Genomic DNA, 17795 nt, shown 5'->3' on the forward strand with positions numbered 1-17795 from the left:
TTCTGTAGTGTACGGATCCTGAGCTAGTCAATTTTTGCTTACTAGGTTTGTTATGATTGGAATGGGGGCATGGCCATTTGTTTGATTTTACTTTCCGGCACTTACATGTTCTATTATTTGCGTTGCTTTTTAATATAAAAAATAAACCAAATATAATATATGATTACAACTAGTGACAAACCTAATGAAACATATTTATTTTGCTCATTGGGCAAAATAATAATAGAAATAATAGCTAATATAAAGGCGGGGAATACCGTGTAAAACCAGATTCGCACTGCTTTATTTTTAAAAGAAACTTCAAATCGATCCATACAAGCACCTCATTTATTGATCCTAAAGACCATTGTTTGGATAGTTGGAAATGATTTCCTAATAGAAAATATACCATAGTAAAATAAAAAATAGAAGTAAAATGGTAGGGTGACGGATAAAACTAGCTCATTAAGGTTATCGATAAATATCTTTTCTCCTGTAACTTTATTTGAAGTTGATGCGTCTACTTAGTAGTGTATTTAACTATTTTTGAAAAAGAATAGTAAATTCACATCATTTACCAAAGGGTTTTTAGTTGCTTGTCGACAAAAATATAGATTAAAATGATTCTGACTGTTTTTTTATCAGGAACAATGTATCCTGATTATCTACTTGTGCCCGCAAGCACATCCCCGTTTTGACTGCTTACTATAAGTGATGAAACAAACCTTGTCTGCAAATAGGAAAAATATCCCGATTCTTTATGTGATGGAATACACGATAATTTCATAGAAAAATACTGTAGAAAATGATATGCCTTATGGTCGTAGGCAAAAAATCAATAGGACATTCAGCTCTTTCAAGTGGCAGAAATGATGATAAAATAAACATGTTATTGGAAATATTAACTATCGGAGGTATATTATGGGTAAAGGCTTATTGTGGACAGCCACTGCTATCTTAGTAGTTTTACTTGGGTTTGGAAGCTACTATTTTATCAAAGAAATAACAAACTCTATGGCATACAATAAATTAGTGGATGAGTATAAAAAGCCAGTACCAATTAACAATATAGAGTCTGAATATGATGTAATTGTCATTGGTGGTGAGCCTGAGGGTGTCGCTGCTGCGGTTGCTTCAGCACGTAATGGGGCTAAAACATTATTGGTAGAAAAACGTGAAGAATTGGGTGGATTATTTACATATGGGATGTTGAATTTTCTAGATATTCCACGTGATGGTCATAATAACTCCATCAGTGAAGGTATTTTTAAAGAATGGCATGAGCTAGTGAGAGGCAATGATGCTTTTGGTATCGTCGGAGCTAAAGCAGCGTTTAAAAAGCTGATTGATGAGGAACCCAATTTAACATTGTCGGTGCAAACGGAAGTTGTCAAAGCGAATCTTCAACAACAGCAACTAACGTCTGTTGAGCTAAAAAATGAATACGGTACATATGTCGTTAAAGGAAAATCATTCATAGATGCTACACAGGATGCGGATTTTGCTACGATGTCTAAAGTTCCTTTCTTCGTTGGTGGTGAAGATATAGGGATAAAGGATAAACGCATGGCTGTAACATTAATGCTTCACTTGAAAAATGTTGATTGGGATCAAGTAAAAAAAGCGGCGAAGTCAGATGTATTTGGCGGGGCTAACTTGAATCATACCGTTATGTGGGGCTTTACCAAGCTTCATGATGAATATACACCTTTACAAGAAGGTACAAGATTAAGAGGGTTAAATTTAGCGCGAGTGGATGATGAATATTTTATTAATGCCTTACAAATTTTTGGTATTGATGGCTTAAATGATCATTCGAAGCAGGCGGCCATTGCTGCTGGTAAAAAAGAAACATTGCATGTACTTAAATATTTACAGGAAAACTTCCCTGGATTTGAAAAAGCAGAAATTGTCAGCTTCCCAGAAGAGCTTTATGTACGAGAAACAAGACATATCTGGGCGGAATATCAATTACCAATGTCCGATATTTGGCAAAACCGAGATCATTGGGATAGCATTGGGATTGCTTCTTATCCTGTAGATGTGCAGGCTCAAACACCCCATGATTATGGCTATGTTATTTCTGCACCAAAGCAATATGCGATTCCTTTCCGATCTCTAGTACCAAAGGATATCGATGGTTTACTTGTTGTAGGACGATCTGCAGGTTATTCATCTTTAGCAGCGGGAAGTGCCCGTATTGTTCCAACCGGTATGGTGACTGGGGAAGCGGCAGGGACAGCGGCAGCACTGGCTCTTCAACAAGATGTTACTTTTAGAGAAATGAGCAAGGATAAAAAATTAATTGCTACGTTAAGAGAGCAGTTGGATAAACAAGGTGCCTATATCGATTCATTTTCTGTGGACTATCCTTATCAGGGCGAATGGTATGATGAAGCCATTCAATCGTTAATTAACTATGGACTTGTAGTGGGCGGTTATGATAATGATTTAAAGGTCGACAGTAAAGCAACGAAAATTAAGTTTGCTAAAATGTTTAAAGAAAGTATGATTCGTGCCGGCGGAGAGAGTACAGCCGATAAGAAAGATAAGCTGGAGATTGTCATAAATAAGGTATATAGCACGGGTGATGAAGCTATTACGCGAGATGAGCTGGCGCAATATTTGGCAGATGTGCTTATCGATGAATCGACTGGAACAAGCTGGGAAAGCTTAATTGATCAAGAAATTGTTACTGAAAAAGTAGCTAAAAAAGTGAAAGACAATAAGCAACTGAAGTTAAAAGAGATGTATGCCATCATGGCAGATGTCATTCATTATATAGAAAAAGAACGTTCCTCTAAATGAGGAGCGTTTTTTTTAATGTGGATCGTTTGAATGCCGTCTGTAACTCATGAAGGTGAATGCAGATGCAATCAGTGCCAACGTTGCTGCTGCCCAGGCAAGATATTCTAGACTCCCTGAATTAATGACAAAGCCTCCTATGGCAGCGCCTAATGCTATCCCCACATTGACGGCTACTGGCGTTAATGAGGAAGCAAAATCTTTGGCTGATGGAGAATACTCTTCTGCTAAATCCATGAAATATAGCTGAATTGTCGCGTTTACGGCATAAAGTATAACAGCCATTAACAGGATACTTAAAATTCCTAGCCAAAGGGAGGACATTGTAAAATAAAAGGAAAATAAGATGAATGCTTGAATGATAAAAATATAACGTAATTTACTTAATCCGTTTCTCTGTGCAATTTTACCTGCTAAAACATTACTAAAAATAGAAAAGAAACCATAGATCAGAAGGACAATGGCTATGTATTTTGTCGGAACACCAAGTTTATTTTCTAAAATAGGCGTAATAAATGTATAGATTGTGTATGTTCCAGCAATGGTGAAAATAGGAATTAAAAATGCAAGTATAACTTTAGGATGCTTTAATAAGGACAATTGATCGGATAGCGATCCATTCTCACCACTTAAACGTTTAGGTAACACAAACATGCTTATGATAAATGCAACGCCCCCTAAGAAGGCAGTTAACCAGAATGTCATATGCCAATTACTCCATTGTCCTATCATTGTTCCTAATGGTACACCCATGACATTGGCAATGGTAAAGCCGGCAAATATCGAAGCAATGATAGTGGATCTTTTTTCTTTTGGAATGACCGTATTAGCAATGGACATAGATAGAGCTGTTAAAACACCACTGACAACAGCGGTCGTAATTCTAGAGCCCATTAGCACAACATAAGTGCTAGATAAAGCACTAATTATATTTCCAAGGATGAAAATGGCAATTAATACTAACATAAGTGGATATTTCGGAAATCTACTGACAAAGCCTGTTACAATGGGGGTGCCTATTGCATAGGCAATGGCGAATCCAGAAACCAATGTGCCTGCTGTAGCAATCGAGATCCCTATAGATGTAGAAACCTCAGTTAATAGCCCTACAATTACAAATTCACTTGTCCCCATGACGAAAGTAAGCAAAATAAGCGTAAATGCTAAAATCTTATGCTTTTTACTAAGCGTTTGTTCTTCATGAACCATTGTATATTGATACCTCCTTATATTTATATATCGAGAATTATCGATATATTAGATGTAATATCGGACCCTATATCTATTTATCGTGAATATTCGATATAATGATTGAATAGAAACCCACTTAATCATTTTGGGTTTCTGATACTAAAAACATTGCAATTTCTTGGACAGTTTCTTCTTTTAATTTGTAATACGTCCATTGACCATGACGAAAAGATTCAAGGAGACCAGCTTTTTGCATCATAGTTAAATAGTGAGAAACGGTCGATTGAGAAGTTTTTGCTTTTTCCTGAATATCCCCTACACAAACGCCTCCTTCAATACTCACTTTTGGAAAATGCTTCTCAGGTTCCTTCAACCACTGTAAGATGTTTAGCCTTGTCTCGTTTGATAACGCTTTAAAAATTTCAATAGGTTCCATGTCTCGATGATATATCGAATTATCTCGATATGTCAATGATTAATTTTATACAAAAAATTATTGACGTCAAGAAAGGACTCCTGTAGAATATGTCAAAATCATAGAAAAATTCGATGATAAAGAGAGTAATTGATGGGACAACTGGAAAGCGAGTTAGGGATGGTGTGAGCCTAATACAGAAACCATGAATGAAGCGCACTTTGGAGAAGGTTCTCGAACTACTAGTAGAGAATAGCGGGGCGTCACCTCGTTAACAATGGAAAGTGGTCATTATGAATGGCAACTAGAGTGGTACCACGGGATTACTATGCTCTCGTCTCTAATTATAGAGGCGGGGGCTTTTTTTATTGAAAATGGAGGAGGATATACATGAATAAACAAATTGCAAACAGTATTGCTGAAATTTTAAAGCAACAGCTAACAGCTCAAGACGTGGAACAATTGCTAGAAAAACCAAAAAGTTTAGAAGTTGGCGATGTGGCATTTCCATGCTTCACCTTGGCTAAAATATGGAAGAAGCCACCTCAACAAATTGCTGCGGAAATAGCGAACCAATTGCAAAATGAGATGATCCATCAGGTGCAATCCGTTGGTGGCTATGTCAACATCTTTTTAAATCAAGCAACAGTAACGCAACAAGTGTTGGGCCTTATTATGCAGGAACAACAAAATTTTGGTACGAATCAAAATGAAATGGGAAGTGTCGTCCTCGACTTTTCTTCGCCCAATATTGCTAAACCGTTCTCTATGGGGCATTTACGTTCAACCGTCATTGGGAATGCCTTGGCAAATATTGCAGTTAAAAATGGTTACCAGGCTATTCGTATTAATCATTTAGGGGACTGGGGCACCCAATTTGGCAAGCTTATCGTTGCGTATCAAAATTGGGGTGATAAGGAAGCCATTACAGCATCTCCTATTGAGGAATTATTAAAGATTTATGTTAAATTTCATACGATGGCCGAACAAGATCCTACATTAAATGAAATGGCTCGCGCCGCATTTAAAGCATTAGAGGATGGTGATTCAGAGGCGTTAGCATTGTGGCAATGGTTCCGCGATGTATCGTTAGATGAATTTCAGGCTATTTATCAGCTGCTAGGTATCAATTTTGATGAATATACAGGAGAAGCCTTTTACAATGATAAAATGACAGAGGTTGTGACAGAGCTACAAAGCAAAGGACTCCTAATCGAATCAGAGGGTGCTTTTGTAGTAGAGATAGAGGGAATGCCTCCTTGTTTAATAACAAAAACAGATGGCGCCACGCTTTATGCAACTCGTGATTTAGCGGCTGCCTTTTACCGACAGCAACAGTATCAACCGAACAAAATTTTCTATGTAGTTGGCAATGAACAAACGCTCCATTTTAAACAATTATTTCAGGTGATTGAAAAGATGGGGTATAGTTGGGCAAAAGATTTACAGCATGTACCGTTTGGGATGATGCTTAAAGATGGTAAGAAAATGTCCACACGTAAAGGTAAAGTGGTGTTATTAGCGGATGTGCTAGCCGAGGCGATTGCCACAGCTAAGCGCAATATAGAAGACAAAAACCCTTATTTACAGCAGAAAGAGAGAGTAGCGCAGCAAGTAGGAGTTGGAGCGGTTATCTTTAATGACCTAAAATATCATCGTTTAAACGATATTGAATTCTCCATCGAGCAAATGATGAATTTCGAAGGGGAAACAGGGCCTTATGTACAGTATACCTATGCTCGTATTTGCTCTATCTTGGCAAAAGGCGATGTGCCCTCTCACATAAAGACATTTGCTCCATTAGGGCAGCATGCTTGGCCAATCATTTTATTATTGGAACAATTTCCGAAGGTTGTGGACACCGCTTTTAATCAGGCAGATCCATCCATTATCGCAAAATATGCTTTACAGCTAGCACGTTTATTAAATAAATATTACGCTCATCAAAAAATATTAACCGATGATGCCCAGCAAGCTTCACGTCTAGCGCTTTGTCATTGTGTGGCGATAGTGTTAAAAGAGTCATTAGCTTTATTGGGCATTGAGTCGCCAGAAAATATGTAGTGAACGGTCGCATATTGAAAGCATTGACCATTTATAGAATACATGGTAAAAGGATAGAATAATAAAAGAAAATTCTTCCATTGACTGGCAGCAGAGGGGATTAAATCAAATGGGTAAAAAACAATGGACTGTTTCACTGATTTTAGTCGTAATAAGTATATTCTTTGTAGCACTTAATATGAGACCCGCAGTAACGGGAATTGGGCCACTCTATAATGTCCTCATGACAAACTTACAGGTTTCCAATACGAGTATGAGCTTTCTCACATCTATCCCAGTTTTTTGCATGGGTTTATTTGCTTCGATTGCTGTACCATTTCAGCGTAAGCTTGGAACAAAATTAGCAATCGTGCTGTTAATGGTTATACTCATCTTCGCAAATGGGCTACGCTTTTTCCAAGAAAGCTATCTTTTATTAGTTGTCACTAGTTTTGCGGCAGGCTTGGCTATTGCGATGATTGGGCCTATATTAAATGCATTTATTAAGAAAAAATTCCCTCAACGCTTTACAATTGTTATTGGTATTTATTCATTTGGCATCGGCATTGGTGCGACATTAAGTGCAGCATTAACAGTGAGCTTTTATCAATATTTTGATAATCAGTGGACAGTTGCACTGGGCATGTGGGCCTTACTTGCTATGGTCGCCCTTATTCTATGGAGCTGGGCAATTCCGAAAGAACAAGGAGCAGATGGTGAAGAATTAGCTAAAAATGAACCGGCGCGTAATCCTTGGGTAACTGGGCGCGCTTGGTCAATTTTATTGTATTTTGGCTTACAAACCTCACTGTTTTTCTCTATGATGTCGTGGCTTACACCTCTTTTACAGGACAAAGGAATGACGCTTAAGGATGCGAGTATGATGCTGACGTTTATGTCTATTGTACAAATGATTGGGAATATTGCTGTGCCGATGCTTATGGAGAAATGGACTAATCGATTAGCATGGGCAGTGGCATTAGGCTGTTTAGGGCTGATAGGCTTTACATTATTATGGCTTTTATCAGGTATTTATTTGTGGTTGGCCGTATTGATAATCGGCATTGTTCTAAGTGGGCTATTTCCGATCGGCCTGCTGTTACCGCTTGATGAAGCTAGAAATGATCAGGAAGCCAACAGCTGGTCATCGATGGTATTTTCAGGTGGCTTTATGCTAAGTGCAATCATTCCTGTTTTGATTGGCGTTTGCTATGACATGACAGGTAACCATACATGGACGTATGTGATCTTTCTAGCATTAATGCTAGGAATAATCGCGACAACAGGGCTACTGCGAAAAAATTAATTCAAGAAGGCATGCCATTCAAAACGCATGTCTTTTTTTTGTCAAAAATATTTTGAAGGCCTAAAATCCATCCATTTTCACAGCAAATCAGAGAATCCATAAATTTTAATAGGTAGAATGAAATAGAACTAAAGCGATTGCTCTATTTTACTACTAGATAAATTCAAATAATAATATTATGTAAACTTGAAACATCCTAAGACCTTGATTATGATAGACAAGAGAGATAGTTGAAAAGAAAGTTTTGGTGAAGGTATGTATAAAAAGATGCTCGTTTTAGGAGCGGCTACAATACTAATGACAAGTTGTGACAGTCAAATAGGTGCAGGCTGGTTTCAAGCAGAAAAAGCAGAGATGCCAACAAAAACAGTGGCCAAGCAAGAAGAAAAGATAGTGCCTGAGGTCAAAGTGATAGGTGAGCATGGAGTTGGTGCAGGCATTATTATTCAGCAAAAGGATGATGAGCTTTATATTTTAACAAATGGCGCACTAGTGGCCTCAAAGCCAACTGCCCTTGTGCAAATTGGTCCGGATAAGCTAGTGGCAACTAATGTTCATTTTATGTCAACGGCACATAATGTTGCACTTTTGCAGGTGACCTATAAAGCGAATGTAAAAGTACCTAAAATGTATGAGGGGGAGCTCGATCAGCTATCAGTTTATGTGAATGGCTTACCTTATACGATTCAAAAATACGATGATAAAATTGCTGCTTATTATATTGATACAGATGAAAAGCTACCTTTGGGAAGCCCCGTGATGGAGGCGGAAAACGGAGCAATTGTCGGTCTTTATTTTAACCGGCAGCAGCAAGGTGAAGCACAACCATACATATTGCCGATAAAGGAAATTCAACCGTTTATGCAGAAGTGGTTAAAGGAAGGCATGAAGGCGAGTGTACGCCTATCGCAATCAAAAAATTTATATCCTTATATTGAACAGGGTGATCAAGAAGCCGTACAGCAAGCCATCGACCAATATGGTGAAAATATATTTGCGTATAATATAGATGAAATCAATCTTTTTTTAGATACATTCCATAAGCATTTAAAAGGCGCTGTCACTATTCAAGATGCAAGTGTTATGGAGCCGATTGTTGGATCAGAAGATTTGCAAGACACTTTGGCAGGTATGGTTGCCTACTATGCCTCCAAACACGCGAAGATTCATTTCTCGAATACGGACATTCAAGATATTCGTATAGTGGATCAGCATCTACAGGTACAAGCTAAAACGGAGTATGTATTGACCAACGCAACTGGTCAGGAGGCACTTGCCCATTCCATCATGCTTTATGAAATTATGAAAAATGAACAGGGCGAGTACAAGCTACTTCGTCTTACTACTGAGGAGTGAACTTTGCATGGAGCAAGCAAGACAAATGCTACAGCATCATTTTGGCTATGAAGCCTTCCGGCAAGGACAAGCCCAAATTATTGAACAAACTTTACATGGACAATCGAGCCTTTGTGTGATGCCAACAGGTGGAGGGAAGTCTATTTGTTATCAGATTCCAGCGTTAATGCTTGAGGGGCTCACAATCGTTATATCGCCTCTTATTTCTTTAATGCAAGATCAGGTGGAAGCTTTACGAGCAGCCAATATTCCTGCTGCCTATATAAATAGTACATTAACAGCACAAGAAGTGAATGAAACGATGCAGCTAGCTAGTGCTGGTTATTTAAAACTACTGTATATCGCACCTGAAAGACTTGAAATTGCTTCCTTCCTTCAAGCATTGTCCTATTTATCCGTGCCATTAATTGCGGTGGATGAAGCACACTGTATTTCTCAATGGGGTCATGATTTTCGACCAAGTTATCGTTCCATTCAAAAGCTTTTCACACTGTGGCAGCAGAAGCCAACTGTTTTAGCGCTTACCGCCACTGCGACACCTGCTGTTTGTGAGGATATTCGGAAAATTTTAACCATTGATGAAGATGCAACAGTGATGACAGGCTTTACACGTGATAATTTGGCCCTTTCGGTGTTAATTGGTGAAAATAAAGAACGTTATATTAAAAATTACTTGCAGAAAAATAAACAGGAAGTCGGTATTATTTACGCCGCCACACGAAAAGCGGTAGACGCGATTTATGACATGCTAAGTCGGTCGGGTGAAGCGGTAGCCAAATACCATGCTGGGTTATCAGAGGATCTACGGATGGCTGAGCAGGAGCGTTTTTTAAAAGATGAGGCACGTATTATGGTGGCTACCAACGCCTTTGGTATGGGAATCGATAAAAGTAATGTGCGCTTTGTGCTGCACTATCAAATGCCTCGCAACATGGAGAGCTATTATCAAGAAGCAGGGCGAGCTGGTCGAGATGGTCTTCCAAGTGCTTGTATCCTACTGTATGCCTCCGGAGATGTTCAAACTCAACGTTTTCTTATTGACCAATCGCAAGATGAAGCACGAATACCACAGGAATTAGCGAAGCTCCAAACAATGGTCGATTATTGCCATACAGAGGGCTGCCTACAAAATGCAATTTTAGCCTATTTTGGTGAAGTACAAGAGGAGCCTTGTGGTCGCTGCAATAATTGTAATGATGGCCGTACTGTGATGAATGTAACGGAGGATGCACAGAAGGTACTCGCTTGTGTTGTACGGATGGGCCAAAAATTTGGCAAGACGATGGTGGCTCAAGTACTTATCGGCTCCAAAAATCAAAAAATGAATGAATTTGGATTTGCACGTTTATCGACCTATGGCATTTTGAAAGGGCATTATTCGTCTAAAGATGTCTCGAACTTTATTGAGTTTCTAATTGCCGAAGGCTTATTGGCAGTTAAGCACGGCACGTATCCGACTATTTATGTGTCAGCCGATGGCAAAGAAGTTCTACTTGGGCAACGACAGGTCATGCGGAAGGAAGCTGTAACGGTTAAAAAACTGGTTGATAATGATCCTTTATTTGAACATTTACGTGTGTTGCGAAAAGAAATTGCAGATGAAGAGAAAGTTCCACCATTTGTAGTATTCTCAGATAAAACATTACGTGATTTATGTGACAAGAAGCCCGCAGTACTGGATGATTTACGCCACATTAGCGGCATCGGTGAAGTGAAATTTGATAAATACGGCAAGCGTTTCTTTGAGGCACTACAATCATTTTTAGAAACACCCATCTAAAATTAAGCATGTGTTTTTACAAAAAAGAGAGGTGTCTCAATGAAAAATTGAGGCACCTCCCTTTGTTTATTTATCCCAATGCTTAGTTAGAAACTCATCACGGCCGGAAACAGCACGGTCTTGCTTATAGTGATCAGCTTCTTTTTTATAGTAATCTTGGTGATAGTCTTCCGCTGGATAGAAGCGTTCAGCATCGCGAATTTTGGTTACAATAGGTTTATCGAAGCGTCCACTAGTGGCAAGCTTTTCTTTAGATGCCTCGGCGATTTGCTTTTGTTCATCCGTGTAAGTAAAGATGGCTGTTGAATAGGACTCTCCACGGTCATGAAACTGCCCAAAAGCATCAGTGGGATCGATTTGCATCCAATAAATGTCTAGTAGTTGTTCATAGCTAAAAATGGCTGGATCGAATTCAATTTCGACGACTTCTAAATGGCCAGAAGTCCCTTTCTTAACATCCACGTATGTTGGGTTTTCTAAATGGCCGCCCATATAACCAGATGTTACTTTATGTATACCATCCCACTCGACGAATGGCTTAACCATGCACCAAAAACAACCGCCAGCAAATGTAGCTTTTTCTATCATGTACATCATCCTTTCTTTTGTGAAAATATTATAGCATTGTTTGGCGAAAAAACTGAGCATTTGGGTGTAAAATAACAATAAGATAGATGAAGATGGGACTTCCTCTATCAGCCAAATGAAACTTTCCGGCTAATCAATCGTTACATTAACTATAAAAAAATAGAGGAGTTAGTCATTATGGAAGAGCAAGATTATACTAGACGCTCACAACGTCCTACAAAACGAAAGCTTCGTAAAGGGAGAGCAATTTTTACATTATTAATACTCTGTGTCTTGGTTGTGGCAGGTTATTCTATCATGCAGTACCGCAGTGGCCTCAAGCTTGCCAATCAAACACAAGTTGAGCAGGAGGATTTTTCTGGCGATACATTAAAAGGCGATATCGAAAATTACTTAATCCTTGGTGTCGATACACGTGGCGAGGAGAAATCTCGAACAGATACGATGATGGTATTATCTTGGAATAAATCAAACAATGATATTAAGCTCGTATCCTTTATGCGTGATATTTATGCGGAAATCCCGGGCTATCAATCCTATAAGCTTAATACAGCGTACTACTTAGATGGGGTACAGCTACTGAAGGATACACTAACAAATATGTTCGGCTTACCGATTCACCATTATGCGCTTATCGATTTTAAAAACTTTGAATCGTTGGTGGATATTTTAGCGCCTAATGGTGTTGAGATGGACGTTGAGAAGGATATGTCTGAAAATATTGGGGTAGAGTTAAAGCAAGGTGTTCATCACTTAAATGGACAGGAGTTACTAGGCTATGCACGATTCCGTCATGATGCGGAAGGTGATTTCGGTCGTGTAGCACGTCAGCAAAAGGTTATCGAGGCTTTAAAAAATGAACTGTTAACACCTGCGAATGTATTGCATTTACCAAAATTTGTAGGGGCAGCACAAGGCTATATTACAACCGATTATTCTTCTGCTGAAGAAATGCAACAAGTGCTGAAATTGTTATCTAAGGGCAAGGTGAACATTGAAAAAGCAACGATTCCAATTGAAGGTAGCTATCAATTCCAAAACTTTAGTCATGCCGGCGATTCAATCGTGATAGATGTGGAACAAAATAAGGCCTTTTTAAGTGATTTTTTAGGCATTTCACTGGAGTGATATTTAGCAAAATCCAACATTATCCTGTAATATAAAGGTAGAGCTTTTTGATTGGGGTGGATATATGGAAAAAGAAAGACCAAAAGAACGTTCAAACCTGTTAGCAACCAAGTTTATTCGTTTCTTAGGTGGCAGAAACCTATTATTTACGCTGGTTATTTTATTATTAGTTGCATGTGTTATTTTTATGTTTAATCAAGTTTCCTTTATCTTTACTCCGCTTCAAGTATTATTTGAAGTAGTCATTTTACCAGGGGTACTAGCCGTCATTGGCTACTATTTATTACGTCCATTGTTGGCGATCTTGGTTAGATGGCGTATCCCGAGAATTTGGGGTATTTTAATACTCTACATTGCGGTCATTGGTGTCATTACACTGCTTGTTGTGTTGGTTTATCCGTTTTTACGTGACCAATTCACGAACCTTGTACAGGAATTCCCAGAGTATTTTATGAAGTTTACGGAAAAATTTGTTGCATTCTTTAATCATTCACGTTTTAACGATTATTTAGATAAAATTAATTTTGACTACAATGAAGTGGTTAAAAACTTCACTACAGATATGGTGAAAACTGTGAAGGATACAGCTGCAAATATAGCACAAGGTGTCGCATCCGGTATTACGGGCTTCCTATCAACGTTAACAGGCATTGTTCTATCGCTTGTAACCGTACCATTCATTCTGTTTTATTTACTGAAAGAGGGCGAAAAGTTACCGAAATTTATGCTGAAAGTTTGCCCACCGCGTATGCGTAAAGAAGTGACTGAAATTTTCCATGATATGGACAAGCAAATTAGTTCTTACATACAAGGGCAAATTTTAGTATCAATGTGTATTGGTGCAATGGTAACGATTGGCTTCTTAATTATTGGTATGAAATATGCTTTATTGCTCGGCTTCCTTGCGATGATTACAAGTGTGGTGCCTTATTTAGGTCCTGTTATTGCCATCACACCAGCCGTTATTATTGCTCTTGTCACATCGCCATTGATGCTGATTAAGCTAGCGATTGTATGGACAATCGTGCAGTTAATCGAGGGAAAATTCATTTCTCCACAAATTATGGGGAAATCGCTCAGTATTCACCCGATTACAATTATCTTTGTATTATTAACGGCAGGTTCGTTATTTGGTGTACCGGGTGTCATTTTGGGGATTCCAGGATACGCAATCTTTAAAGTGCTTGTGACTCATCTATTCAAGCTATTTAAACAGCGCTATAACCGGTACGAGGACGACGTTCACCAAAAATATGATGTATAAGAAGATACAGCTACTGCCGCTTGACAGTAGCTGTATTTTTAATACGAGATGAAGGATGGGGGAAAAGGGAATGACATACATACCAATTAATTTTCAAGAAAAATTAGCGAAATTCCAAGAGCACTGGTCACCAAAGGTAATTGCTGAAATGAATGAATATCAATTCAAACTTGTTAAAGTAAGAGGAGATTTTGTTTGGCATAAACATGATGATACAGATGAAGTGTTTATTGTTATTGAAGGGGAGCTTGTCATCGAATTCCGTGATGGAGAAGTTAGATTAAAGGAGGGGGAAATGTTTGTTGTACCACGCCAAGTTGAACACAAACCTTACGCCGCTGCCGAGTGTAAAATTTTGCTTGTAGAGCCTGCAGGGGTAGTGAATACGGGTGAGGAAAAATCTGTCCTTACTGCTGAAAATGATGTTTGGATTTAATTAATAAAACCCTTCTAGCTTGTTGTTAGAAGGGTTTTCTATGTTAGTTTTCTTGTAGTACTTGAACTTGCGCTAAACGATCGACTGCTTCCTGAAGGATTTCCGCTGGCTGCACGAGTGCTAAGCGCAAATAACCTTGCCCTGCGGTTCCAAATACAGTACCTGGAACGGTCACAATGCCAACCTGCTCGATCAATTTAAAGGCAAGTTCTGTGCAGTCCATATCATATGGATATTTTGCCCAAACAAACATACCACCGTTGGAAGGTGCTGCGTCCCAACCTAGTGCCTGTAAGCCATTCATCAGTGTTTGATGACGCTCAGAGAAGGTTGCACGTAAGCTTGCCGTAATTTCTTCAGCATGATCGAGGGCAACAACAGCTGCATCCTGAATAGGCTCAAAAATACCGAAATCTAAATTTGATTTTAATTGCTTTATGATCGAGATCATTTCAGCATTTCCTGCGATATAGGCAATACGTGTTCCTGCCAAACTAAAGCTTTTGGAAAGGGAGTTAATTTCCATTCCTACTTCTTTCGCACCTGGGGTAGCAAGGAAACTAATTGGTCCATCGCCTGTAAAATAAAACTCAGAATAGGCTGCATCATGCAGAACGATGATGTTATATTTTTTAGCAAAGGCAATCACTTTTTCAAAATATGCTAAGGATGGCATCGCTGGTACTGGGTTTCCTGGTAAGTTTAAAATTAATAGCTTTGCTTTTTGGGCAATATCTTCTGGAACAGCGTCTAAGTCTGGAAGATAGTTGTTGTCAGCTGTTTGAGGCATGAAATAGGGTGTTGCACCAGCTAAGTGAATGCCTGCGTCATACGCAACGTAAGCTGGGTTTGTCGATAGCACGATGTCTCCTGGATCACAAAAGGCCATTGGAAGATGCACTAAGCCTTCTTGAGAGCCAATCGTTTGAATGATTTCAGTAGCGGGATCTAAATCAACATGGCTACGGCGCTTATAGTAGCGACTAACTGCCTCATAAAAACGCTGTGTGCCTGTAAGTGTATAGCCATACGATTCAGCTAAACCTGCTCGATAAGATAGATGTTCACGAATTTTGGCATGTGGGGGAAGGTCTGGGCTTCCTAAGCTTAAGTCAATCAGGGTCATGCCCTTTGATTGCTGCTCTCTCGCAAAATTTTTCAAATCTCCGAAAATTGCTGGTGTAAATAAAGACATTTTTTTAGATGGTACGATTTTCAAGACTAGTACACTCCTTGTAGTTGTATAACAGAATAGTAGTTCACATTTTATCATACTAAAGCACAGAAAGGGGCAGATATTCTGAAAAAAGAAAATATTTATATAATGTAGAGGATGTGCGCATAGGCTAGCGAAAATGGATTGCCTAATGTTGGGGAAACCTACTGTAAATTCCGTAAATCTAGAAGTTGTATTATACTTACTATATAGCTTTTCAGTGAGAATTAAGGTGCGAATCGATGGATCTACCTGCTATCATTAGCATAAGGGGGGGGAGGGCTTTGAAGGTATATTCGTTAAGTGGACCGAGTGGCACAGGAAAAAGCACTAGTGCTCTATCTTTTGCCCATAAAATTGGCGTACAGGCGATTATCGATGATGGATTACTCATTGTCAATGGCGTGAGAGTCGCAGGAGTTTCTGCCAAATTTGAAAAAAATACAATTACCGCTGTTAGGCGTGCCATTTTTACGGATCAAGAGCATCGTGATGCCGTCAAGAAAGCGCTAGCGACCCACCGAGTGGAATCTATTTTACTTATAGGGACGTCAACGAAAATGACAAACAGTATTGCAAAGCAGCTGGAGCTAGGGGCTATCGAGCATTATTATGCTGTGGAAGATGTTCGTTCCTTTAAGGACATTCAAAAAGCTCGTTTTATTCGTCAAACGCAAGGGAAGCATGTCATGCCAATCCCTTATCGACAAGTTGAGCAAAACTTCTTTAAGCGACTGGTGCTAAAGGGAATGGAGATTTTTTCAACAAAACGTGAAAAGATAGGGGAAACAACCATTGTTCGTCCTGATTTTCAACGGGAGTATATTGAGATTAGTCATCATGTGTATGTCCAACTACTTACGTATTGCTGTCAACAGCAAGATTTTGTGCAAAAGGTGGAGCAAGTCCAATTCGTGCTAGGTGAACATGTCCAAGCTATATTGTCCCTACAGGTAAGGCTAACGATCGATTATCCGTTGGCAGAACGATTATATAACTTACAACATGCAGTTCAGACAGAGTTTTATGAGCATTTTGGCTATGAATTGGATGCTATCCATGTTCATGCTAAATCCGGAATACAGAAGAGAAAGTCATAAAAAACAGGTACTCCCGTCGCGATAGGGCGAGAAGAGTACCTGTTTTTTATTTAGGTTGACGCGTAAACAGTGGCTGGCGTTTTTCAACAAATGCTCGGCAACCCTCTGCAAAATCATTGCCGACAAATGGCGTGGAGCCTTGCCATAAGGCTGGAACACTATCCAGGCATTCTTGGACAGATTGCTTTACTGCCAGTAAGGATTCAGGAGACATCCCCGCCACAAGCTTACCCATGCGGATCATGTATTTATTTAAATCCTTTTCTGCTACAAGATAATTGAGCATCCCAAGCTTGTAAGCTTCCTCTGCTTTAAACATTCTTCCTGTGAATACTAAATCCTTGGTTGTAGCAGGGCCGACAAGCTGTACTAAACGCTGTGCAAATTTATTATTTAAGGTGATCCCCAATTTACCAACAGGAATGCCGAGTTTGGCTTTATCGGAGCCAATACGGATGTCGCAGGCTAACGCTAATTCCAACCCAGCCCCCATGGCAGGCCCATTAATCACACCAATTGTAGGAATCGGCAAACGCTCAATAGTGGAAATGGTCTTTTCCATATGTATAAACGCCTCCTCAGCCTTGTCGAGAGAGATGGCATTAAATTCTTTAATGTCAGAGCCAGCAGTGAAATTTTGTCCAGAGCCGCGTAGAATAAGGACTTTATTTTTAGGATTATCTAATACTTGTAGGGCAATTTTTGCTAATTGGTCCCACATATTTGCGGTTAATGCATTTTTCGCTTGTGGTCGATGGATCGTAATAATTGCTAGCCCAGCAGTTTCTTGATAAATAATTTTTGCATCTTCTGCTTCCAGTCTAGTCGTCTTTACTTGCATTTTAGAGAACCCCCTAATTTGTTTATACCTTTATTATATAGTACAAGGAACGATAAACACGAAATTATACGAATTTTCATATAAAATTGCGTTGTTATACAAAAATAGGTGGAATAATAGCATTGTTCTACAACAAAGGAACGCAATTTACTATTGTAAGAAAGCAAAAGGTATGAGAAACTAAAAGTCGAACATTTGTTTCTTAATTATGCAAGAAGCATTTGAAGGATGGGAGCGGGTATGAACCTTGACTACAGATTATCCGACACTATAAGTTAATATTAAAAATAAGAACATACGCACCGAATATATAGTAAAATGAAGATAATTACCGCTCAGCAAACAAG

General features: G+C 39.0%; 15 protein-coding genes and 1 other annotated feature. Of the genes, 9 read left to right on the forward strand and 6 right to left on the reverse strand.

The genetic code is table 11. The features are described from left to right. Nucleotides 1–113: 113 nt before the first annotated feature. Complete coding sequence (locus tag MKY80_RS10985) at nt 114–314, reverse strand: hypothetical protein (protein ID WP_008180036.1); 201 nt, start codon at nt 312–314, stop codon at nt 114–116. A 586-nt stretch (nt 315–900) separates the two neighbouring features. Here MKY80_RS10985 and MKY80_RS10990 point away from each other — a divergent pair. Further along, nucleotides 901–2787 carry an FAD-dependent oxidoreductase gene (locus MKY80_RS10990; protein ID WP_107922240.1) on the forward strand — a complete coding sequence of 629 codons (1887 nt, stop codon included), beginning with the start codon at nt 901–903 and terminating at the stop codon, nt 2785–2787. Nucleotides 2788–2799: 12 nt separating this feature from the next. Here MKY80_RS10990 and MKY80_RS10995 read toward each other — a convergent pair whose 3' ends face one another. After that, nucleotides 2800–3993: an MFS transporter gene (locus tag MKY80_RS10995; protein ID WP_239354550.1), complete on the reverse strand. Its 1194-nt coding sequence runs from the start codon at nt 3991–3993 to the stop codon at nt 2800–2802. A gap of 118 nt (nt 3994–4111) precedes the next feature. Further along, nucleotides 4112–4411: a metalloregulator ArsR/SmtB family transcription factor gene (locus MKY80_RS11000; RefSeq protein WP_089986552.1), complete on the reverse strand. Its 300-nt coding sequence runs from the start codon at nt 4409–4411 to the stop codon at nt 4112–4114. A 104-nt stretch (nt 4412–4515) separates the two neighbouring features. After that, nucleotides 4516–4735 (forward strand) — a binding site (T-box leader). Nucleotides 4736–4780: 45 nt separating this feature from the next. On the opposite strand from MKY80_RS11000, the gene argS reads away from it, so the two are divergent. The 4 genes from argS (at nt 4781) to recQ (ending at nt 10875) form a co-directional block, all read left to right on the forward strand. Next, nucleotides 4781–6454, forward strand: a complete 1674-nt coding sequence (gene argS, locus MKY80_RS11005; RefSeq protein WP_342532930.1) for an arginine--tRNA ligase — start codon at nt 4781–4783, stop codon at nt 6452–6454. 109 nt (nt 6455–6563) lie between these two features. After that, nucleotides 6564–7739 carry an MFS transporter gene (locus MKY80_RS11010; protein WP_239354554.1) on the forward strand — a complete coding sequence of 392 codons (1176 nt, stop codon included), beginning with the start codon at nt 6564–6566 and terminating at the stop codon, nt 7737–7739. A 255-nt stretch (nt 7740–7994) separates the two neighbouring features. Further along, entirely contained in the window at nt 7995–9095 is a 1101-nt protein-coding gene (locus MKY80_RS11015) for a hypothetical protein (RefSeq protein ID WP_342532932.1), read from the forward strand. Nucleotides 9096–9102: 7 nt separating this feature from the next. After that, a complete protein-coding gene (gene recQ, locus MKY80_RS11020) occupies nt 9103–10875 on the forward strand; it encodes a DNA helicase RecQ (protein ID WP_342532933.1) in 1773 nt (590 codons plus the stop codon). A 66-nt stretch (nt 10876–10941) separates the two neighbouring features. On the opposite strand, the gene msrA is transcribed toward recQ, so the two are convergent. After that, nucleotides 10942–11463 (reverse strand): peptide-methionine (S)-S-oxide reductase MsrA, encoded by a 522-nt coding sequence (gene msrA, locus MKY80_RS11025; protein ID WP_239354556.1) that lies wholly within the window; start codon nt 11461–11463, stop codon nt 10942–10944. A gap of 177 nt (nt 11464–11640) precedes the next feature. Here msrA and MKY80_RS11030 point away from each other — a divergent pair, with 177 nt between their 5' ends. From MKY80_RS11030 to MKY80_RS11040, 3 genes are all read left to right on the forward strand, one after another. Beyond that, nucleotides 11641–12591: an LCP family protein gene (locus MKY80_RS11030; protein ID WP_008177649.1), complete on the forward strand. Its 951-nt coding sequence runs from the start codon at nt 11641–11643 to the stop codon at nt 12589–12591. Between the two features lie 64 nt (nt 12592–12655). Then, nucleotides 12656–13855 carry an AI-2E family transporter gene (locus MKY80_RS11035; protein WP_008177648.1) on the forward strand — a complete coding sequence of 400 codons (1200 nt, stop codon included), beginning with the start codon at nt 12656–12658 and terminating at the stop codon, nt 13853–13855. Nucleotides 13856–13925: 70 nt separating this feature from the next. Beyond that, nucleotides 13926–14291: a cupin domain-containing protein gene (locus MKY80_RS11040; RefSeq protein ID WP_043990359.1), complete on the forward strand. Its 366-nt coding sequence runs from the start codon at nt 13926–13928 to the stop codon at nt 14289–14291. Between the two features lie 43 nt (nt 14292–14334). Here the strand turns inward: MKY80_RS11040 and MKY80_RS11045 are convergent, their stop codons facing one another. Further along, a complete protein-coding gene (locus MKY80_RS11045) occupies nt 14335–15510 on the reverse strand; it encodes an aminotransferase class I/II-fold pyridoxal phosphate-dependent enzyme (RefSeq protein ID WP_239354558.1) in 1176 nt (391 codons plus the stop codon). A 281-nt stretch (nt 15511–15791) separates the two neighbouring features. On the opposite strand from MKY80_RS11045, the gene MKY80_RS11050 reads away from it, so the two are divergent. Further along, nucleotides 15792–16607 (forward strand): ATP-binding protein, encoded by an 816-nt coding sequence (locus MKY80_RS11050; RefSeq protein WP_239354559.1) that lies wholly within the window; start codon nt 15792–15794, stop codon nt 16605–16607. A 46-nt stretch (nt 16608–16653) separates the two neighbouring features. Here the strand turns inward: MKY80_RS11050 and MKY80_RS11055 are convergent, their stop codons facing one another. Then, on the reverse strand, nt 16654–17448 hold the full coding sequence (locus tag MKY80_RS11055; protein WP_008177644.1) for an enoyl-CoA hydratase/isomerase family protein: 795 nt from the start codon (nt 17446–17448) through the stop codon (nt 16654–16656). Nucleotides 17449–17795: the final 347 nt, after the last annotated feature.

Origin of the sequence: Lysinibacillus sp. FSL R5-0849 (assembly GCF_038595075.1) — a bacterium.
In the GTDB taxonomy this organism is placed as follows: domain Bacteria; phylum Bacillota; class Bacilli; order Bacillales_A; family Planococcaceae; genus Lysinibacillus; species Lysinibacillus fusiformis.